At 65.0% G+C, this 20,840-nt stretch carries 19 protein-coding genes and 1 pseudogene; 15 read left to right on the forward strand and 5 right to left on the reverse strand.

All coding sequences use genetic code 11. The annotated features are described in order from the left end of the window. Positions 1 to 4: 4 nt before the first annotated feature. Complete coding sequence (locus ACTJKX_RS34205; RefSeq protein ID WP_440728039.1) at positions 5 to 898, reverse strand: SDR family oxidoreductase; 894 nt, start codon at positions 896 to 898, stop codon at positions 5 to 7. Positions 899 to 990: 92 nt separating this feature from the next. On the opposite strand from ACTJKX_RS34205, the gene ACTJKX_RS34210 reads away from it, so the two are divergent. From ACTJKX_RS34210 to ACTJKX_RS34245, 8 genes are all read left to right on the forward strand, one after another. After that, complete coding sequence (locus ACTJKX_RS34210; protein WP_440728040.1) at positions 991 to 1,854, forward strand: helix-turn-helix transcriptional regulator; 864 nt, start codon at positions 991 to 993, stop codon at positions 1,852 to 1,854. Positions 1,855 to 1,991: 137 nt separating this feature from the next. Then, entirely contained in the window at positions 1,992 to 2,843 is an 852-nt protein-coding gene (locus tag ACTJKX_RS34215) for a DUF1963 domain-containing protein (protein WP_440728041.1), read from the forward strand. An 86-nt stretch (positions 2,844 to 2,929) separates the two neighbouring features. Beyond that, positions 2,930 to 4,465, forward strand: a complete 1,536-nt coding sequence (amaB, locus tag ACTJKX_RS34220; protein ID WP_440728042.1) for an L-piperidine-6-carboxylate dehydrogenase — start codon at positions 2,930 to 2,932, stop codon at positions 4,463 to 4,465. A gap of 20 nt (positions 4,466 to 4,485) precedes the next feature. After that, entirely contained in the window at positions 4,486 to 5,247 is a 762-nt protein-coding gene (locus tag ACTJKX_RS34225) for a transglycosylase SLT domain-containing protein (protein ID WP_440728043.1), read from the forward strand. Positions 5,248 to 5,310: 63 nt separating this feature from the next. After that, positions 5,311 to 6,054: a glycosyltransferase family 2 protein gene (locus ACTJKX_RS34230; protein WP_440728044.1), complete on the forward strand. Its 744-nt coding sequence runs from the start codon at positions 5,311 to 5,313 to the stop codon at positions 6,052 to 6,054. Between the two features lie 149 nt (positions 6,055 to 6,203). After that, positions 6,204 to 7,187, forward strand: coding sequence for a TAXI family TRAP transporter solute-binding subunit (locus ACTJKX_RS34235; RefSeq protein ID WP_394312476.1), 984 nt, complete (start codon positions 6,204 to 6,206; stop codon positions 7,185 to 7,187). Between the two features lie 126 nt (positions 7,188 to 7,313). Next, entirely contained in the window at positions 7,314 to 9,677 is a 2,364-nt protein-coding gene (locus ACTJKX_RS34240; RefSeq protein ID WP_440728045.1) for a TRAP transporter permease, read from the forward strand. Positions 9,678 to 9,755: 78 nt separating this feature from the next. Continuing rightward, a complete protein-coding gene (locus tag ACTJKX_RS34245) occupies positions 9,756 to 10,706 on the forward strand; it encodes a GDP-L-fucose synthase family protein (RefSeq protein WP_440728046.1) in 951 nt (316 codons plus the stop codon). On the opposite strand, the gene gmd is transcribed toward ACTJKX_RS34245, so the two are convergent. Continuing rightward, the gene (gmd, locus tag ACTJKX_RS34250; protein WP_440728047.1) at positions 10,703 to 11,779 is read right to left on the reverse strand and encodes a GDP-mannose 4,6-dehydratase; all 1,077 of its coding nucleotides are present in this window, start codon (positions 11,777 to 11,779) and stop codon (positions 10,703 to 10,705) included. The genes ACTJKX_RS34245 and gmd overlap by 4 nt on opposite strands. Before the next feature lie 182 nt (positions 11,780 to 11,961). Between gmd and ACTJKX_RS34255 the strand changes: the two genes are divergently transcribed. Beyond that, entirely contained in the window at positions 11,962 to 12,603 is a 642-nt protein-coding gene (locus tag ACTJKX_RS34255; RefSeq protein WP_394312482.1) for a YceH family protein, read from the forward strand. A 66-nt stretch (positions 12,604 to 12,669) separates the two neighbouring features. On the opposite strand, the gene ACTJKX_RS34260 is transcribed toward ACTJKX_RS34255, so the two are convergent. The 3 genes from ACTJKX_RS34260 to ACTJKX_RS34270 all read right to left on the reverse strand — a co-directional run bounded on the left by ACTJKX_RS34260 (position 12,670) and on the right by ACTJKX_RS34270 (position 14,355). Beyond that, positions 12,670 to 13,035, reverse strand: a complete 366-nt coding sequence (locus ACTJKX_RS34260; RefSeq protein ID WP_311944088.1) for a hypothetical protein — start codon at positions 13,033 to 13,035, stop codon at positions 12,670 to 12,672. Between the two features lie 151 nt (positions 13,036 to 13,186). Further along, the gene (locus ACTJKX_RS34265; RefSeq protein WP_311944086.1) at positions 13,187 to 13,519 is read right to left on the reverse strand and encodes a hypothetical protein; all 333 of its coding nucleotides are present in this window, start codon (positions 13,517 to 13,519) and stop codon (positions 13,187 to 13,189) included. Positions 13,520 to 13,611: 92 nt separating this feature from the next. Beyond that, positions 13,612 to 14,355 (reverse strand): XRE family transcriptional regulator, encoded by a 744-nt coding sequence (locus ACTJKX_RS34270; RefSeq protein WP_440728048.1) that lies wholly within the window; start codon positions 14,353 to 14,355, stop codon positions 13,612 to 13,614. 274 nt (positions 14,356 to 14,629) lie between these two features. On the opposite strand from ACTJKX_RS34270, the gene ACTJKX_RS34275 reads away from it, so the two are divergent. The 6 genes and pseudogenes from ACTJKX_RS34275 to ACTJKX_RS34300 all read left to right on the forward strand — a co-directional run. Next, positions 14,630 to 14,797 (forward strand): hypothetical protein, encoded by a 168-nt coding sequence (locus ACTJKX_RS34275; RefSeq protein WP_311944085.1) that lies wholly within the window; start codon positions 14,630 to 14,632, stop codon positions 14,795 to 14,797. Between the two features lie 53 nt (positions 14,798 to 14,850). Continuing rightward, entirely contained in the window at positions 14,851 to 15,255 is a 405-nt protein-coding gene (locus ACTJKX_RS34280; RefSeq protein ID WP_440728049.1) for a hypothetical protein, read from the forward strand. A gap of 127 nt (positions 15,256 to 15,382) precedes the next feature. Then, a complete protein-coding gene (locus tag ACTJKX_RS34285) occupies positions 15,383 to 15,889 on the forward strand; it encodes a hypothetical protein (protein ID WP_415086331.1) in 507 nt (168 codons plus the stop codon). Between the two features lie 456 nt (positions 15,890 to 16,345). After that, complete coding sequence (locus tag ACTJKX_RS34290) at positions 16,346 to 19,735, forward strand: hypothetical protein (RefSeq protein WP_440728050.1); 3,390 nt, start codon at positions 16,346 to 16,348, stop codon at positions 19,733 to 19,735. A 10-nt stretch (positions 19,736 to 19,745) separates the two neighbouring features. Continuing rightward, positions 19,746 to 20,141 carry an SCO4402 family protein gene (locus ACTJKX_RS34295; RefSeq protein ID WP_440728051.1) on the forward strand — a complete coding sequence of 132 codons (396 nt, stop codon included), beginning with the start codon at positions 19,746 to 19,748 and terminating at the stop codon, positions 20,139 to 20,141. A 409-nt stretch (positions 20,142 to 20,550) separates the two neighbouring features. Continuing rightward, positions 20,551 to 20,840 (forward strand): annotated as a pseudogene (locus ACTJKX_RS34300) (IS110 family transposase); the annotation flags it as partial.

Here is a 20,840-nt window from a genome sequence, read left to right on the forward strand (position 1 = left end):
CCCCTCACACGGCGTAATCCATCGCCTCAAGATCGGCGATCAGACCGGGGCCGGTGGGCTGCCATCCGAGCTTCCTGCGGGTCTGCTCGCTGGAAGCCGGCATGTCGTGCCCGGCAAACAGGCCGAGCCAGCCGAAATGGGTCCCGGCCTCGCCGAGGGGGATGGATCTGACCGGCACCTTCAGGCCTCGGCCGATCACCTCCGCGATCTCCCGCTGCGACACGCCTTCTTCTGCCACCGCATGGTATTTCGCACCCGGTTCGGCTTTCTCCAGCGCGAGCCGGTAGAGGCGGGCGACATCGAGGATATGGGCCGCCGACCAGCGGTTCCGGCCCTCCTCGATATAGGCCGACACGCCCTTCTCACGGGCTACCGCAATGGCATAGGTGACGAGGCCCTGCCTGACGGTATCGTGGACCTGGGGAAGGCGCACGACCGAGACATTGCCGCCCTCGGCAGCCACGGCAGCGGTCGCCTCCTCAGAGGCGGCACGCGGGATCACCTTCGAACTGACCACAGTGCCACTCTCCTTGGCCAGTTCGCCGGGCACACTATTGGCCATGGCGGTACCGGAGGTCACGATCAGGGGCTTGTCAGAGCCGGCAAGTGCAGAGCCGAGCGCGGCGATCACGCGGCGGTCATCCTCGCAATTGGCGGCGAAGGTCGAGAAATCATGGTTGAAGGCGAGATGGATGACGCCGTCCGAGCGGGCAGCGCCGGCTTTGAGGCTGTCGAGATCCTCCAGCGAGCCGCGATGGGCTTCGGCACCCGCCGCGGCCAGGGCTGCCGCCTTCTCCTCCGAACGGACCAGGCCGAGCACCTGATGGCCCGCCCCGATCAATTCCTTCACCACGGCGGAACCGATGAATCCGGTCGCACCGGTTACGAACACGCGCATGAGTAAGTCTCCTAACAAGATAGGAGACAAGCATTGGCCGCCAGTTTATCCTGGTAAAGTAGTGACCTTATCGTATTATAGCGACTAACAGGATGACCGGACAGATAACACAGGAAACCCGGCTCGGAACCTATCTGAGGGATCGCCGCGCCAAGCTCGACCCGGCGGCCTTCGGCTTCGGCCCGGCGCGCCGCCGTACACCCGGCCTGCGCCGGGAGGAGGTCGCGCAGCGGGCCAATATCAGCCCGACCTGGTACACTTGGCTCGAACAAGGGCGCGGCGGTGCACCCTCGGCCGACGTGCTCGACCGCATCGCCCGCGCCCTCCTGCTGACCGAGGTCGAGCGCGAGCACCTCTTTTTGCTCGGTCTGGGACACCCGCCCGAAGTGCGCTACCGCAAGGGCGAGGACGTCACGCCGCGGCTGCAGCGCGTGCTCGACGCTCTTCATCCGAGCCCCGCCCTGGTCAAGACAGCGACCTGGTGCATCGTGGCCTGGAACAAAGCGGCAGCCGCGATTCTGACCGACTATGGCGCGTTGCCGCCCCATCAGCGCAACGTCCTGCGCTTTATGTTCCTCGATCCACGCGTGCGCGCCGCCCAATATGACTGGGAGAGCGTGGCCCGCTTCGTGGTGGCGACCTTCCGGGCTGACACGGCACGGGCCGGGGCAGCGGCGGAAGTGGCACCACTCATTGAGGAACTCTGCCGGCTCAGCCCCGAATTCGAGACGATGTGGCGCGACAACGACGTCCGGGCCCATGGCGACGGCGTCAAGCGCCTGCGCCATCCGGTGCTCGGCCCGATCACGCTGGAATATTCGTCCTTCGCCGTCGATGGCCGGCCCGATCTCAGCATGCTGGTCTACAACCCGACGCCTGATGACCGCGACAGGATCAAGGCCTTTCTCGACGGGTTGGCAAGCCCCTCTCCCGGGTCGGGAGAGGGGCAGGGGTGAGGGAAATGAGCAAGCGTTCACCAGTGTCCTCCCTCCCCTCCTCTCCCCACCGGGGAGAGGAGGGACACGTGGAGGTTTCTCGTGACGACCTCAGACAGTATGAGGGTTGCCAACCGCAGCGAACTTCGCGAGCTCCCATGACCGATCCCGTCCCCTCTCCCCGCCAATTGCTCGAAAATGTCGGCCTCGGCGCCCATGCCGAACGCATCCTGCCCCATGAGTTGCCCGCCATTGCGATCCTGCTGGGGACCGGAGCCGGAGATATCGGCCAGAGCCGGATCGGGGGCCTGCCGGACCTGCCGGCCTCGCTCGCCTGGCCTCGCACGGCCAAGGGGGAAGCCATGGAGTTCGCGCTCCAGATCGACCTGGCCGAGCTTCCGCCCGCTGCCAGCGCACTGCCGCGGGCCGGCATGCTCTATGTCTTCATCGGCCTCGACGAACCAGCGACCAATATCGAACACCGCATCCTGCTTCACACCGGCACCGATCCCCTGCACCCGGCCGCGCTGCCCACCGATATTCCCTTCGCCAACGACATGTTCGCCGATATCGAGCCGCGCCGCCTCGAATTTGTCGCAGTCCCCGACTTCCCGCGCTGGGCCACGCAGGATTTCGCGGCGGTGACCCGCGACATGAGCGAGGACGAGCACGACACCTACAACGAGGATTTCATGTGGTCGCTCGAGCCTAACACGGCGAGCCCCATGCTCGGCAAGCTGTTCGGCCACGCCGCCGGCATCGGCTCGGACCCGCGCGAGGATGCCTATGTGATACGGGAGGTCAATCCGAAGTGGCTCTACAACACCCGCGAACGCACCAGGCTCGACCTCACGCCGGCGCGCAGCTGGCGTCATCTGCTCACCATCGATTCCTGCATGGCCCTCGGCCTCGGCATCTGGGATGCCGGCTATCTGCAATTTCTCCAGCACGAAAACGACCTCGAAAAACTGGATTTTTCCAGGGTCTATGCCGCCGTGGAAAGCAGCTGAGAATCCGCCAGGCGTCGCAGGGGTTCCCCATGACCGCCAAAAAAGGTATGAGCGTCGCCACATCGCGTTGAATTGAGCGAGTCATCATGACCAGTCCTGCCGCCGAAACCCGCCAGCTTCTCGAGGCTCTCGGGGTTCCGGCCAGCCGCTTCACCGGCGGCTCCCGCACCGTTCGCAGCCCCCTCACCGGCGAGACCATCGGCGCCGTCAAGGACGACAGCCCGGCCGAAGCCAAGGCCGCCATCGGCAAGGCGCAGGCCGCTTTCGAAGCCTGGCGCAAGGTGCCCGGCCCGCAGCGCGGCGAACTGGTACGCCTGCTCGGCGAGGAACTGCGTGCCGCCAAGACCGAGCTCGGCCGCTTGGTCAGCCTCGAAGTTGGCAAGATCGCCTCCGAGGGCCTGGGCGAAGTGCAGGAGATGATCGACATCTGCGACTTCGCCACCGGCCTGTCGCGCCAGCTCTATGGCCTCACCATTGCCACCGAGCGTGGCGACCATCGCATGATGGAGCAGTGGCACCCGGCTGGCGTCGTCGGCGTGATCTCGGCCTTCAACTTCCCGGTTGCAGTGTGGAGCTGGAACGCGGCTCTCGCCTTCGTCTGCGGCGACAGCCTGGTGTGGAAGCCTTCCGAGAAGACCCCGCTCACGGCACTGGCCGTGGAAGCCATCTTCAACCGTGCTGCCGCACGCTTCGGCGGCGTGCCGGACGGCCTGCTCACCCTCATCCTCGGCGCCCGCGAGGTCGGCGAGGTTCTGGTCGACGATCCGCGCGTTCCCGTGGTCTCGGCCACCGGCTCCACCGCCATGGGCCGTATCGTCGGCGAGCGTGTCGCCCGCCGTTTCGGCCGATCCATCCTCGAGCTCGGCGGCAACAACGCCTCGATCGTCACGCCCTCGGCCGATCTCGATCTCGCCCTGCGCGCCATCGCCTTCGCCGCCATGGGCACGGCGGGCCAGCGCTGCACCTCGCTGCGCCGCCTGATCGTGCATGACAGCGTCTATGACGACCTCGTCGGCAAGCTGAAGAAGGTCTATGCCGGCATCAGCGTCGGCAATCCGCTCACCACCGAATCGCTGGTCGGCCCCCTGATCGACAAGGCTGCCTTCGACGCCATGCAGAAGGCGCTCGAGGAGGCCCGCAAGGCCGGCGGCACCGTGCATGGCGGCGCCCGCGTCGCGGAAGCCGGCCCTGAAGAAGCCTATTACGCCCGTCCGGCCCTGGTCGAGATGCCGAAGCAGGTCGGCCCCGTCGTTAACGAAACCTTCGCCCCGATTCTCTATGTGCTGAAATATAGCGAGTTCGACGAGGCTCTCGCATTGCAGAATGGCGTGCCGCAGGGCCTGTCCTCCTCGATCTTCGCCACCGACATGCGCGAGGTCGAGCGCTTCGTCTCCGCCCAGGGTTCCGATTGCGGCATCGCCAATGTCAATATGGGCCCTTCGGGCGCCGAGATCGGCGGCGCTTTCGGCGGCGAGAAGGAAACCGGCGGCGGTCGCGAGAGCGGCTCGGACGCCTGGAAGGCCTATATGCGGCGCCAGACCAGCGCCATCAATTACGGCCGGACCCTGCCGCTGGCGCAGGGCGTGAAATTCGATGTCGACGACGGAGGGACGAGCCCTTGAGGATGGCGGAGACGAGACGCTTGAGAAACCTTGGATTTGCGCTGGCCGGCTGTGTGACAGCCGGTTTCCTCACCCTCCCCGGTCTGGCACAGGCGCAGACACAGGCAAAACAGGCTCCCTCCCAGGCCATGGCGGTCGAAGCACCCGGCCCGGTCCTCAAGGCCAAGGCCAAGCTCGAAAAGCGCGCCAAGCGTTCCGGTGCTGCGGCCACTTCCGTTGCCGCGGCACCCCTCGAGGCAATGAAAGGCGACGAAGCCGCGCTCGCCGCCATCCCCCTGCCGCCAGCCCGCCCACGCGACATTGCCGAGGCGAGCCCGGCGGCGCCCGCCGCGCACGAGGCCGAAATCCAGACCGCCAGCATCCCCACGGCGGCACCGGTGGCCGTGCAGAAAGCAGCCGAGCCTTTGGATCTCAAGCCCATCGGCAATGTCGATTCCCTCATCACCAAGCACGCCGCCCGCTACAACGTGCCTGAGAGTCTGTTGCGCCGCGTGGTCAAGCGTGAAAGCGGCTTCAATCCCGGCGCACGCAACGGCCCCTATCTGGGCCTGATGCAGATGCGCCTCGATACCGCCCGTGGCATGGGTTACCAAGGCGGCGCCGCCGGTCTGTTCGACGCCGATACCAACCTCACCTATGGCGCCGCCTATCTCGCCAATGCCTGGCGCGTCTCCGGCGGCAGCCCGGACCGGGCGGTGCGGCTCTATTCCAGCGGCTACTATTACGAGGCCAAGCGCAGAGGCATGCTGCCGCATTTGATCAAGGGCAAGCCCAGCCGCTGAGGAGAGAACAAGCCTTCGCGCGTCGGGGGTTTTCGATCTTCCGCGCCGCATCGCAAATCCGACATGTCCCAGCCTGAACTCAGCATCATCATCCCCACCAAGGACCGCCCCGACCTCCTGCGGCGGGCGCTGGCCTCGACGCAGGCTCAATCCTTCCGGGATTTCGAGCTTGTCGTGGTGGATGACGGCGATGGCAGCGGGGCGCGCCTGGCTGAAGAACTCGGCCTCGATTGCCTCCACACCTTGCTGACCGGTGGCAGCGGCCAGGTTCCGGCCCGCAATCTCGGTGTCGCTGCGGCGCGCGGCAGGCGCATCGCCTTCCTGGATGACGACGACTGGTGGGCCGAGCCGGATCATCTCGAGCGTGTGCTCGCCAAGGCCGACAGCCGCGGCCTTCTCTATGCCTCCGGCCGCATCGTTGCCGAGGGCGATCGCGCCGACGCCGGCAGCGAACTCACCTTCGAGGCTCATGCCGACGCCGAAGCCATCCGCCGCGACAATCGCCTGCTGGTGTCTGGCGTCGTCTATCCGCGCAGCCTGCACCAGAATCTCGGCCCTTTCGACGACAAGCTGCCCTACTACTGGGATTGGGACTGGTATCTGCGCCTGTTCGCCGCCGGCGTGCCGTTCTCCGGTCCGCTGGGCGATGGGGTGCGCATTTCCGCCCGGAACGACAGCGTCTCGGCCGCCGCCAATCTCGCCGCACGCCAAGCCAACCTGACCCGCCTGTCCGCCAAGCATGGCTTGAGCCGGCTCGTACTGCGCAATCACGAATCGATCGCCCGGGAGGGCGGCCGGCCTTCGTGAGGCAGATCTATCGAGGCTCTACGCTCTTCTCATGAAAAGCTCTCCGATTGCCGTAGCGTTTCGGCAAGCCGGCGGAGCATGCTTGCAGATCGGCGATTGCCCCCTATGATCTCCTGCAACCATAACGAATAGCATCCAGGGAGATCCACATGTCCACCATGCTCCTCAACCGTCGCGGCCTGCTTTCCGCCGGCGCCGGGCTTGCCTTGACAGCCTTCTCTGCGCCCGCATTGGCGCAAAAGCGTATCCGCATGGTGGTTGCCACCGGCGGCACAGGCGGGGTTTTTTATCCCTATGGCGGAGGCCTGGCCAAGATCTTCTCTGAAAAGGTCCCCAATCTGCAGGCAACGGCCCAGGTCACCGGCGGTTCGGTCGACAACGCCAAGCTGCTGCATGCCGGCGAGGCGGAGCTCGGCTTTTCCACGCTCGATTCCACCTATGACGCGGTCAACGGCCTGGGCGCCTATGAGCAGGACGGCAAGCAGGATGTCGCGGTGCTCGCCGTACTCTACGACTCCTTCCTGCATGTGGTGGCGAGCAAGGATGCCGGCATCAGCCGTATCGCCGATCTCAAGGGCAAGCGCGTTTCCATCGGCTCGGCCGGCTCCTCCACCGAATCGATTGCCGACCGTATCCTGGCCGCCGCCGGGCTCGACCCCAAGACCGACGTGACGCGCGACAATCTCGGCGTGGCCGAATCCGTCGGCGCGCTCAAGGACGGCAAGGTCGCCGCCTTCTTCTGGATCGGCGGTGTACCGACCTCGGCAGTGCGCGACCTCGCCACCACCGGCCAGCCGGCGATCTCCTTCATCCCGGCCGATGCCGAACTCGCCGTGGTCGAGCAGAAATATCCGGGCCTCTACCGCCCCTTCCTCCTCAAGAAAGACGCCTATGCCGGCCTGACCGGCGACGTCGCCGGCCTCGGCATCGCCAATGTGCTGATCGTCTCGGCCAAGGCCGAGGATAGCCTGATCACAACCATGCTGGATGGCTTGTTCAACAATCTCGATGAGATCCACAAGGTCCATCCCGAAGCCCGCAAGCTCTCGCTCGCCACGGCCGCGACCAAGACGGCCGTGCCCTTCCATCCGGCGGCGGAGGCCTATTACAAGGCCAAGGGCGTGCTGAAGTGACCCCTGGGATCGCCGGCATCCTTGCCGGCTCTTTCCGTCCTGGGGACCCAGCGGCTGCGAGAACCGGTTGGAAGCCTGCCGTTCCAGGAAGATCTCCTATGCAGGTTAGCAAATCAGATTGGCCCCATGCGTGAAACCGAAACCAGGGTCGAGCTGACCGAAGAGGAATTCGAGCGGCTCGCTTCCGACAATGAGGGCGGGCCGGCGGCACATCTGTCCGGCTGGCTCGGACGGGTGACCGGCCTTTGCCTGTTCGGCCTCTCGGCCTATGTGCTCTATTGGACGCAGTTCGCCGTCAACACCACGATCTATCGCGTCAGCTTCCTGGCCATCGTGCTGGCTCTGGTGTTCGCTCTGTTCCCGCTGATACGCGACCGCACGCCGCGCGCCGCCTCGATCGAGGAATGGCTGGCCGGGCTGATCGGCGCTCTCGCCTGCCTCGCCTTGGCGCTGCAGAGCGGCATCTTCGCCCGCAGCCTGCCGGCGGCATTGCAGCTCGCGGTGGTTGGCCTCACCTTCGCCTTGATGCCGTTGGCGACGCGCAGCCGACTCCTGATCACCACCCGCGTGCTCGATTGGATCCTGGTCGCACTCTGCATCGGCACAGCCCTGGTGCTCTGCCTGACCATCGAGGATTACAAGGCCCGGCCCACCCGCCCGACGCCGGAGGAACTGGTGCTCGGCGGCGCCCTGATCCTCCTGGTGCTGGAGGCGACCCGCCGCACCGTCGGCTGGATCCTGCCAGCGATCGCCATCATCTTTCTGTTCTATTGCTATTTCGGGCCCTATATCCCCGAGCCTTTCGACCACCGCGGCTTCTCCCTGCAGCGCATCATCGGCCAGAACGCCCTGACGCTGGAAGGCCTGTTCTCGACGCCGCTCGACGTTGCCGCCACCTTCATCATCCTGTTCACCATCTATGGCGCGGTGCTGGAGCGCGGCGGGGCCGGCAAGTTCTTCATCGACTGGGCCTTCGCCCTGTTCGGCAAGACGCCCTCGCCCTCCGCACCCGGCCGCGCCGTGGTGACCTCGGGCTTCCTGCTCGGCACGGTGTCGGGCTCGGGCGTCGCCACCACCGTGACCATCGCCTCGCTCGCCTGGCCGATGCTGCGGCGCTCGGGCTACACACCCAACGTTGCCGGCGGCATGCTCTCGGCAGCCGGCATCGGCGCCACGCTATCGCCGCCGACATTGGGGGCAGCCGCGTTCATCATCGCCGAATATCTCAATGTCGACTATCTCGACATCCTGATCTACGCCACCATCCCGACCCTGCTCTATTACCTTTCCTGCTGGCTGATGACGGAGGCCGATGCCCGCCGCCTCAAGGTCACGCCGGTGAAGACCTCCGACGCCTCGCTCTGGCAGCTGACGGTGAGCGAGGGCTATCACTTCCTCTCGCTCGGCGCGATTGCCGTCTTCCTCATCCTCGGCTTCACCTCCTTCCTGGCGGTGTTCTGGTCGATCGCCATCGCCTTCGGCCTGTCGATGATCCGCGGCCATTCCCGCCTGGTGACCCCGCGCGCCTTCGCCATCGGCGTGGTCGCGGGCCTCGCTGCCTATGGCTTCGGCAAATCCGGGCTATCGGCGCAGATCGGCCTGGTCAATCTCTTCGACGGGCGCATCTCGGTCTGCGTGTTCTGGGGCATGGCGGCGGCTACGCTCGCCTCCGGCCTCGAAGCCTGGCTGGCCCTGCGCGCCGGGCGTACGCCCGATCCCGCAGCGACACGCATGATCGAGGCCTTGATCGATGGCTCGCGCTCGGTGCTCGGCATCGCCTCGATCTGCGCCTGCGCCGGCATCATCGTCTCCGTCGTCAACCTCACCGGCCTCGGCCTGACCATCTCCTCGATCATCGTCACGCTCGGTGGCGGCGAGCGGGTGGTGGTGATCATCCTCGCCGCCATCGCCATGTGGATCCTCGGCACCGCCGTGCCGGTGACGGCGAGTTACATCATCGCCGCGGTGATGCTGGTGCCGGCGCTGACTGGCGTCGGCGTGCCGGAACCGGCCGCCCACATGTTCATGTTCTATTACGCCGTGCTGGCAGACGTCTCCCCGCCCACGGCGCTCGCCCCCTTTGCTGCTGCGGCAATCACGGGCGGCACTCCGTTCCGCACCATGATCCAGGCCTGGAAATACACGCTGCCGGCCTTCCTGGTGCCCTTCATGTTCTGTTTGACACCGGACGGCCTGCGCCTGCTGATGCTGGCCCCGGGCGGCGGCTGGCCCGCCGATCTCGGCGAATGGCTGCAGGTGCTGCTGACCACGGCCACCTCCTGTCTCGCCCTGGTCGGGCTCGCCATGGGCGCCACCGGCTATGCGCTGCGCCATGCCAATGCGCTTGAACGGATCCTGGCCACCATTGGCGGCGCCCTGCTGCTGGCCGCCGACGCCTGGGCCGATCTCGGCGGAACCGCCTTCCTGGGTGTCGCCCTGCTGCTGCACTGGCTGCGCGTGCGCCCGACGCTCGGCGAAAAGGAGGCATGAAATCCGGTCTTGCGACGGGTCTAGGTAGCGCAGGCCTGCTATAGGAGGACGAAGACAGAACCAGGATGGAGGCCCACGATGTCGCTGCAGGGCAAAAGGGTCTGGATTGCCGGCCATCGCGGCATGGTCGGCGCCGCCCTGATGCGGCGGCTCCAGGGCGAAGACTGCACGCTGCTGACGGCGGGCAGGGCCGAGCTCGACCTCCGGCGGCAGGCCGATACCGAAGCCTGGATCGAGCAGATGCGCCCCGAAGTGATCTTCCTCGCCGCCGCCAAGGTGGGGGGCATCCTGGCCAATGCCAGCTTTCCAGCCGATTTCCTCTATGACAATCTCGCCATCGAGGCCAATGTGGTGCAAGCGGCCGCCCGCGTCGGCGTGAGCAAACTTGTCATGCTCGGCTCGAGCTGCATCTATCCACGCGATGCCGCCCAGCCGATCGGCGAGGACCAGTTGCTGTCAGGCCCGCTCGAGCCGACCAATGAGTGGTATGCGATCGCCAAGATTGCCGGCCTCAAGCTGGTGCAGGCCTATCGACGCCAGCACGGCTGCGACTTCATCGCCGCCATGCCCTGCAATCTCTATGGCCCGCACGACAATTTCGACCTGGCGTCGGGTCATGTCCTCGCCGCCCTCATCCGGCGCGTGCACGAAGCCAAATTGCGCCAAGCGCCCGCCATCGAGATCTGGGGCAGCGGCACGCCCCGACGCGAATTCCTCCATGTCGACGACTGTGCCGATGCTTTGGTGCGCCTCGCCGCGGACTACTCCGATGAAAGGCCGATCAATATCGGGGCTGGTGAGGACATCACCATCCTGGAACTGCTGGAGGCCGTGAAGCGCGTCGTCGGCTATGCCGGCGCCACCACGCATGATCGCAGCAAGCCGGACGGCACGCCGCGCAAGCTGATGGATTCCTCGCGTATCGCTGCACTCGGTTGGCGTCCGCGAATCGGACTCGAGGATGGCCTAGCCCGGACCTATGCCTGGTATCTTGCCCATGAAGACAGGATCAAATCTGCCGGATCCTAACTTTCTCGACCTCCGCCTTCATCCAGCTTGTTGCCGCGCTCGGTCTCGATATCGGCAGTCATCATCTCCGTCACCAGCGCCTCGAAGGTAGTGTGATGGCGCCACCCCAGCACGGCATGTGCCTTGGCGGCATTGCCGATGAGGCAATCGACCTCGGTTGGCCGGAAATAACGCGGGTCAATGGCGACGAGTTCGCGTCCGCTGGCCCGGTCGAGCCCCCTCTCCGCGATACCCTCGCCAACCCAGTCGAGTGAACGCCCGACATGGGCGAAGGCCCGTTCGACGAAATCGCGCACCGAATGGACCCGGCCCGTCGCCAACACATAGTCGCCGGGCTGGTCCTGCTGCAGCATGCGCCACATTCCCTCCACATAGTCGCGGGCATGGCCCCAGTCGCGCCGGGCTCCGAGGTTGCCGAGATAGAGTCTGTCCTGCCGGCCGGCCTCGATGGCCGCCACCGCCCGGGTGATCTTGCGGCTAACGAAGGTCTCGCCGCGCACCGGGCTTTCATGGTTGAACAGGATGCCGTTGGAGGCGTGCAGGCCATAGGCCTCTCTGTGGTTCACCGTGGTCCAATGGGCATAGAGCTTGGCGATGGCATAGGGGCTGCGCGGATTGAAGGGTGAACTCTCGTCCTGCGGCCGGTCGCTCTGGCCGCCATAGAGCTCGGAAGTGGAAGCCTGGTAGAAACGGCAGCGCCCTTCCAGCTTGAGGGTGCGGATGGCCTGCAGCAGGCGCAGCGCGCCGATGGCGTCGATGTCGGCGGTATATTCGGGCATATCGAAGCTGACGCGTACATGGCTCTGCGCCGCCAGATTGTAGATCTCGTCGGGCTGCACCGCATCGATGACCCGCACCAGGCTCTGCCCATCCTGCATGTCGGCATAGTGGATATGCAGGCGCCGTCCTTCCACATGCGGATCCTGGTAGATCGCGTCGAGCCGCGCCGTATTGAAGGAGGAAGATGGCCGCTTGATGCCGTGGACCTGGTAGCCTTTCTCCAGCAGCAGCCTGGTGAGGTAATAACCGTCCTGTCCCGTCATGCCGGTGATAAGCGCCGTCTTGCCGTTCATGCTGCCCTCCCCTTGTCGGCCTTGCACCCGTCGCAGAGGCAGCCATCTCATGCGTCCGGTATGGATCAGAGCGTAGCCCCCCGCAAGCCGATGAAGGAATGCCTGCCGGCCAGTTGAGTTATGGCCGGTGAGCGGGTAGCACTCGAATCTGATCCTCCTTGCGCAAACAGGCCGCTTTTCCCATGTCCCAGGAACCGCCCTTTCTCAATGCCATGGAAGCCCGCATCTTCGGCTGCCTGATCGAAAAGCAGCTGCTGACGCCGGACGCCTATCCGCTGACGCTCAACGCGCTGCAGGCTGCAGCCAACCAGAAGACGTCGCGCGAGCCGGTGATGGCCCTGGAGGCGGGGGAGATCGGGCATACGCTTGCGACACTGGAACAGCAGGGACTGGTGCGCCGCGCCTTCGGCTCGCGCGTCGAGCGCTACGAGCATCTCGCCGGCCAGCGCTTCAACCTGACCAAGCAGCAATCGGCCCTGCTGGCGGTGATGTTGCTGCGCGGCCCGCAGACGCTGAACGAATTGCAGACCCGGACCGACCGCATGGCGAGCTTCGGCTCGGCCGACGAGATCAGGCAGGAGCTCGATCTGCTCGCCAGCGCCCGCCCGCCGCTGGTCAAGGAGATCGGCCGCGCGCCGGGGCAGCGCGAGGACCGCTTCGCGCATCTGCTTTCGGGCGATGTCGAGGTCTCCATGATCGCCGCCCCGGCACCGCGCGCCGCGGCGGCATCCCCATCGGCCATTGCCGAGCTTGAGGAGCGCGTGCGCACGCTGGAAGAGCAGGTTGCAGACCTCAAGGCACGGCTCGACGCCGTAGGAGCCTAGTTTCGGGACGTGGCTGCCGGCGGTGATGCCATCACGATTGTATTGGCAGGGCCAGCAGACGCAGATTCACTCTGGATAGTCCCTCTTCGGATGAATCAGCTGGTTCTCGCCATCTTCCATCGCTTCCCAGCCGAGAAATTCGGCGATCCGTGTGGCAAGGTCCGAATACCAGCCAAAGCAGGGCGGGCTCTCGGTGCCGACCAGCACCACGCGATCGAAGAACGGAATGAACTCGCCGTTGCTGGCCCACCCACCGGAATCAGTCGTCTTGACGATCGTCAGGTCAACCCAGGGCTTTCCGGGCGCATGGCCGAACGACACAGGATGTTTTTGTCGCAAATCCGGCAAGGTTTGCAGGAATGCGACCAGCCGCCGCGTGTCCGACGGTGCGCAAGCCGGAGAAGGCGGACGAATGGTCAGATAGCAATACATCCGCGCGCGGCCCCTTCAGGATCAGACGTAGGGGTTTGGCGCTGCGCCCCTCACACGAAAGTCCAACCCTGGCGCATTTTCCGAAAAAGTCGATAGACCGTTCGATTGGAAATCGCCTCTCCCCTCGGTATTGGCTTCGCCTGCGCCGTCTTCACGCCGCCTCCCGGCGATCACGGGCGCGGTCATAGGCACTGGGCTTCTGGCGCCAGTGCCCTTCCACGGCATCGGCGATCAGGGCGCCATAGACGGCATCGACGACGAGGGCGTTGCAGATTTCGTCAAACCAGGGATCGCCCTCCCTCAGCGTCGTGAAAGACGCCTTGCGCTCCTGCCGGTTCCAGACATTGAGCTTCACGCTGTCGAAGCGCATTGCGGTGCGGGAAAGACCAAAGCAGACGTGAGCGGCGCCATCGAGGGGTCCGGCCAGCAGGCCGCCGATCTGAACGAGATGAAGCTCCTCGAAGGCCAGGGTATAGTCGGGCATGGCTGACAGCTCCCATCACGGGCAAGATCCGTGGCTTATTGGAATAATGTTCCCAATATGGGTACATTTTGTCAAGCTAAGCCGGGACTAAATCAGAAAAAATGCCAGCCGGCGACGACCTTGCCGACGATCTGCAGTTCGTCCTCGCTGCGGGCGATCTGGACATGGCCGCCATTGTCGCTGATCACCCGGATGGTGTTATCGCCGAGGATCTTGGAGGTCTCGATACGCTTGGCCTGGATGTCGCCCCAGCGATCGCGAATGGCATAGATGCCGTCGGGCGAGGGAATGCGATGGCGGGTATCGATGATCAGCGGCGTTCCTGGCGCAATCGTCGGGCGCATGGAATCGCCCTTGGCCTCGATGATCAGCAGTTCCCCCGGCTTGGCGCCGATGCCGCGCAGGAACCAGGGCGGAAACACCCAGGCATCGGGTTTCACCGCATCCCGCGTCTCGATCTTATCGCCGTCGCGGTAATAGGCGTGCGCCACCTGCCCGCCACCGCCCATGCCGGCACGGGCATCGATCTCGACGATGCCATTGCCGGGAATGCGCGGCGGCGCATCGGGATCGAGCGCCTCGGGCGCCTCCGGCTCGAAGAAGCCGTCGGGTTGGTGCTCGTCGGGATCGAAGGAGGCAAGCTGCAGGCGATTCGACATCAGATCGCCGGGATCGACCTTCAGCGCCGCGGCGGCCCGCACGATCCATATGTCCGACAGGCGCCGCTCGCCCCGCTCCAGCTTCACGAGCTGGGACCTCTTTGTCCCCATTGCCTCGGCCAGCGCTTGCTGCGACAGGCCCTTGGCGGTGCGCAATGCTTTGAGATTGTTCCCCATACGGGTACATTGTCCCAAAAATCCCGTCTTGACCAGAATTATTTTTGGGAACATTCCTCTTGCTTAATGAACCCACAATGGGTACATTCAGTTCATAGCCAGTACACGTTCCCCCGGCGCCATTCGCATCGGGGGCCAGCGTCTCCCGGTAGGCCATACGAAAAAACAAATCAGGCAAGCGCTTTGCGCGCCCCACGACGCCTCCGGAAGTCCGGAGGCAGGCCGCGGCGCCGTGACGGCTCATGGCCTGACGACAGAAAAAGGAGGCAGCCTCATGCAGCAGCCGGACGATCCGGGCTTCGCCCGCCACGACATCGCAGGGGACGCATGGCCGGAGGCTGGCCACGATGCCGGCACCCGCCTCCTTGCCCTCGCGCTGTGCGCGCTCTCCGGCGGGCTCCTGGCTGCAATCGTCAGCCTCGTCACCGCCTGGCTGCGATGAGCGCCCGTCCTTCCGGCTCGTTTTCCTCCCAGCCCCTCTCATCGGAGATCGACATGGCGATGCCGAACAGCAAGCCCCGGCACTATCGTGCAGCGGATCAGCTGGAAACCGCCCGTGCCCTGCGCACCAAGGGTGCCAATCTGCGCCAGATCGCCCAGGCCCTCGGCCGCAACCATCGGGCCGTAACAGCCCTCCTCGCCCAGCTCAGCCCATCCCAGAATCAGGTCGAAGGCGGCGAGAGCGAGGAAACGGCCGAGCAGGATCGTCAGGCGCAAGCGCATCGACGAGCCACCCTGCAGCATCTCAACGATATCCGGCGCGAGCATGGCTTCGACAAGCGTTGGGAAAGCTACGTCCTGCGGCCGGAGACGGCGCTGCCTCTCGATAGCTGGCGCTTCCTCGACTTCTCTCCCACCGGTTCGCCCGCCGAGATGTGTGCCGGTCAGCTCGAACACTAAAAACTGGAAACGGGTTCAAAGTGCCCCGCCCAATCACAAGCCGGCTCGGTAATTCCACCCCAGAGCGCCTGGCTTGCACCGCTATCTGCACCCTTCTCCTTTCTCCCCTGCCAGGAGGCCGCCTGAGATGCGCCCCTCTCCCTTCTTGAAGATCCGCCAACGCGAACCTTCGGGCCGGCTCCAGCGCGAGAGCGTCGCCGAAATCACCGCCACGGCCACAAGGAATCGCATCCGCATGGGCGTCCGGCCCGGGGACGCGCGCAGCCAGCTTGCCGGCTCGGTGTTCGGGCGCCTCTGCCTGCAGCAGGAGATCAATGCCCGGCAATATGAGGCAGGCTGCCGTTTTGCCATTGCCGTGATCCGCTATGCCAAGGTCATGGGCTTTGCCTCGCCCAACCCGCGCTCGCTCGACATGCTGATGCTGGGCGGTGGCGGCCATGGCGAGGAAGCCGGCGATGCCGAGGCGATCGCCAAGGCGCGTCGGCGCTACGAGGACATGTTCACCGCCCTCAATGACGCGCCCGATGGCAAGCGCTATCTCAAGGCACTCAAGGCCTGCATCCTGCAGGATCAGCATGCCGAGCTCGGTGATTTGCGCTGCGGATTGAATATTCTTTGCCGACTATGGGGTTGACGGCAATTACCCGATATGGCAAATTAAGACCCTGACAAAAAGCGCCCGACCGAAAGGTCCAGGCGCTTTTTTCATGCCCGCTCCTACCGCAGCGTTCTGCTGATGCCAACGACATCGAGGCCTGACCTGTCATCCCCGGCGGGCCGAAGGCTCGGGAAGGGGATCCAGGCGCAAAAGGACAGCCCTCAGTCCTAAATCCCCTTTCCCTCCGCTCTCAAACGCTGTGACTCACTGACTTCCCGGCGGCCTTGCACCAGGTTTGACGGTGCGACATCACCTCTCCATCCGCGCACACGCATACCGTACCGAGAGACTTGCCTATCGCGAGGCCCATTCCTGCTTCCGGCGAATGCCGCGGCTGCAAGCCAGCCCCCATCCCAAGCCTCCCCCATCCTTGGACATTTCCCATCCTCACCCCCGCCCCCGGCGGGGATTTTTTTTGCCCGATGGACCCCCATGCCCCGTTTTCCAGACTACGACGCCGAAATTGGCCAGGGCTTGCAACTCCCCGTCGCCGGGCTGAGCGAAGTCCCTCCCGAGGCCGCCGCCTATCAGGCCAGGATCGCCCGCCAAAACGCCTTCGACGACGAGGAGCGCTTCAGCCAGCGTCGCCTGCAGCGCCAGGCCGAACTTGATGAAGCCGCAGGCGCCATGCCCCCCGGCGCCACTGGCTTTGCTGCCGGCGTCATGCGGAGCACGCAAAAGGGCGATAGCGCGCTGCTGGGGGCGATCTCGCCGGCCAATCGCCCCGCCTTTGCCACGAGGCTGGCCGCCGATCGCGAAGCCTTGCTCGGCCAGGCAGCCGTCATGGAACGGCAAGGCCGCGCCCGCTACGAAGCCGGGGAACTCGACAACGCCTTTGCTATCAACGAGCAAGACGTCGCCCGCGATCCCTCGCTGCTGGCAACCGCCAGGCAGGCCTATTTCGGCCTGGTCGACAGCTCCGGGCAGACGCCGGCCCAGAAGGCGCAGCGCCGCCAGGACGCCGAGCGCGGCTTTGCCATCGCGGCCTGGCACAGCCGCTTCGCGGATGATCCGGAGGCTGGCGCGGCCGCCCTCGGCGGGGATGACGCCGCCGGCGGCACGTCCGGCGACCCGGCCTTCGCCGCGATCCCCAAGGCGGAGCATAGCCGGCTGATCGGCGACGCCTTCCTCCGGCGAGACCAGAGCCAGGCCCTCGCCCGCGGCGCGCTCGAACCGACGCTGCGGGACGCCGAGACGGCGCTGACCAGCACCGGCCGCTATGACGCCCCCCTGCCGGACGAGACCCGCTTCGTCGCGGCCTATGGCCGCGAGGAGGGTCCGCGCCGCCATGGCGAGTTCCAGCGTATCGTCAAGCTGGGTGCCGATGTCGACGCCATCAAGGCGATGACGCCGGCCGAGCAGACCGCCTGGCTTGCCCGTTTCGAGCCCAAGGGGTCTGAGTTCACCGGCAACGGCCCCGATTTCGCTGAGGGATGGAAGCGCCACGCCCGAGCGGTGCAGGCCATCGCCCTCAACCTGGCGGCACGCCACAAGAACCCCAACGCTTATGTCAGGGCCGTCTATCCCGCCCTCGACAGGCTGTGGAGCGAGGCGGAGAGTTCACCCGACAGGCTGAAAGCGGCCCTGGCAGCCACGAATGCCGCCATGGACGGGCTGGGCCTGCCGGCGCAAGGCCGCGCCGTGCTGCCCAAGGCGATGATCGACAAGGCGCTGACGCGCTTCGGCGACACCGCCAGGCCGCTGTCCGAACGCATCGCGCCCTTCCGCGCCCTGATCACCGCGCCCGACGATCCCGCCCAGCAGGCCAATTTGTTTGCGCAGGCCATGCTGACAGGCCTGCCGCGCCTCGCCGCGCCGGCGCTCGCCGCCTATGGCAGGGGCGAGGACGACAACGCCGCCCGGCTGCTCGCCGCGGCCTTCGATACGCCGGCGAGCCAGAAGCCCGGCCAGCCGGCCGACTCGGCCGCATCCGCCGCGCCAACAAGCCCGCTCGCCTTGCGCGGCGGCGCGGATGCTTCAAGCGCCAACTCCGCCTGGCGGCCCGTTCGCACCGACAACGCCATTGACCTCGGCCCCGCCATGGCCCGCGAACTGGCGAGGCTGCAGGCCGCCGGCAGGAATGGTCTCGACCCGCTCACCGCCAAATTGTTCGACAACGTCGTCCAGAACACTCTTTCCCTGAACGGTGGTGATCCCTACGACGCCGTCGCCCGCGCCAGCCAGGCCATCCGTCGGCCCGGCCCCATGCTCTATGCGCAGGCCCAGCCAAAGACCCTCACCGACGCCTCTCCGAGCGGTGGATCAGCCAATGACAATGGCGGGGCGCGCATACAGGGCCCCGCCACCAGCACCCCCGCCAAGCCACTCTTCGAGATCCCTGGGGGTCAGGGCAAGCCGGCCAATGTCAACACCGGCCCCACGATACCCTCGTCACCCGGCGCCACAGTCGACAATGCCGGCAAGGCGACCGTCGAGAGACCGGGTCCCACGACCACCAAGCCGGTGAACGACAACCGACCCAAGACGCCGTCTCCTCAGCCTCGCCCAGCAAATCCAGATCATCGGCCTTCCGCACCGCCAGGTAACCTGCCCTCGCCAGCGAATGAAACCCGCCAACGAAATCCGGGCAGCCGCGGAGCGGACCCCTTAGGCTTGCTGCTGCTCGAGGAAGCCAAACGCCCCCAAGACGCTTCGGCAACCTATCCCGGCTCACCAGTGCCGAGAAGCTACTCGCTTTCTCCCTTCGGCGGGACACGGATCGGGCCTGCCATAACGAGCTACATCCAGTTCCAGATCGACGCACTTCCACGCAGGGATGATGCGGCGATGGATGCGCATGTGAGGTCCATGCAGTTTGGCGACTTCAACACCGCGCTCGTTGCGGCACGAAGAGACCTGCTCGCCGACCAGGTCGATGGCGTCTACCGGCCGTACTACACGGTCGGCGACTACGACTTCTCCTTCGCGCGCGGGCCAGACGCCGACAGCATGGCAACCGTCGTCGCGGTGCGAAAATCCAAGCGAGAGCCCGCTTGGTTTTCCGGGTGGTTCTTTCACGATGAGGGCGATCCGGCCGGTCCGTGGTTCGGGACACCCGCACCGGAGGCCGAGCCCAATCCAGCCACCGAGCCAAAACCGGAAATGGTGCCGCTCGGCACGCCGGGATTGCCGGGCACGTCCTCGCCGCTGCAACTACCGCCCCCCGACGCGTCGCCACAGCCGGGCACAATACCACCTGGGGCACCTCGACCCCAGAGTCCTTCCCTCACTCCCAGGACCACGCCTCCGGGTCCTGGACAGACCTCTCCCCTTGTAGCCAGCGGCACTGGAGAGGATACACCGCCAATCGACCAGCCCCTCCCAGCACAAGCGCCACCTGCCGGCGCCGAAAGTGAACCCACTACTCCTGTTGCCGAGCCACCGGCCGCACCATCGCCTCAGCCCGACGCAAATACCGGAGTCGCAAATGCAACGACATCCCCAGTTCCCCAGCCGACTCCTGGCAGTCAGCCCGCGCCTTCAGCGTCCACGTGGGATGGGCCGGACAAGGTCGAAGCCAAGCTCCCACCGGATTGGTTAGGACGATTCGTATCAAAGAAAATGAACAAGGACCCAACTAAGGAATCGTATCGGTGGTGGTCGCCTGAGAAGAAGGGACGGCACAATCACATTCGTATTGATAAGGGAGACCCGAACTCCAAGCAGCCTTCGCAAAGAGTGGATCACGTCGTGATACAAAGCGAAGGTAGGACCATCGGCCGTGACGGCAATCCTATCACTGGATCCATTAGGGGCGATGCTGAAAACGCTCATATCCCGCTCTCCGAATGGGAAAACTGGAGGACGTGGAATGCACCTTAAGGACAACGCAATGACAAAGCACCAGCTCGAACTTCCATTCGTGCGTCGAGAATTGATCTCTCATATGGAGTCGTTGAGTGACCCCAATGAACAACAATCTCTTTGGGTGGAGCATAAACCATACAAGAACTTTATGTACGGCTCGCTCGACACTGTCATTGATTTTCTTTATCGAGAATATGACCTCGCCGATATCCCTCATGATTTTATCGGTGAAGTACTTATTGATGAAGACGAAGCTTATTTACTAAAAGAACTGGATAAGAAATTCGATATCCTTTTCGAGCGTTATGGCGGCAAGCTCAGCGACGCCGAATATATCGCCAAACCGGAATGGCAAGACGTGGTCGCCGCCGCACGCAAACTTCTCGACAAGCTCAATGCTACGCCGATCGAGGGGCTTTGACGGCCGGACGGGCGTGGCCAAACCGTACCACCAATCGAACATCCTTTGCCGGCTCTATTATTGACAGAAACGGCCCTTTCTGGCATATTACCAACCTGAGAAATTGCGCCCGGCCCAAAAGGCCGGGCATTTTCTTTTGAGGCTCTTACTCGATAGCTGGCGGCTCCTCAGCGGCCCGTCCTTTCCCCGAGGGCTGCGTTTGCAGCATTCGCTGACAGCCAAGACCGGACGAGACGTCCGTGCACCCTGTGTAGTTAGACTGTGTCAGGATGGGTGCGGGCGAGAGACCGTGTGCACCCAGGCCCCTTGAGGCCGTTTTCCGGCTTGGTCCTCGCCCGCGTTCGAGTACCCAACCTGAACAGTTGATCGAGGCCGCACCACCGGACCTCGTAGCACAGGGATAGGCGCGATGATCATACACCCTGGCTTCATCGGGATCGATGTCTCCAAGCACCATCTCGACATTTTCGATGCCACCACCCAGCATGCCGAACGCATCGACAACACGGCGCAGGCGATCATCTCAACCTTCGAGCTGCTGCAAGCCGATCCGATCAAGCTCGTCGTCTTCGAGGCGAGCGGGTCTTATGATGGGTCGCTACGCTCTGCTTTGACGAGCCTGCAATTGCCCTTTGTTCGCGTCAATCCAGCCCGAGCCCGCGACTTTGCCAAATCCATCGGCCTGCTGGCCAAGACCGA

It is taken from the genome of Labrys sp. 22185, from assembly GCF_052045555.1.
In the GTDB taxonomy this organism is placed as follows: Bacteria; Pseudomonadota; Alphaproteobacteria; order Rhizobiales; family Labraceae; genus Labrys; species Labrys neptuniae.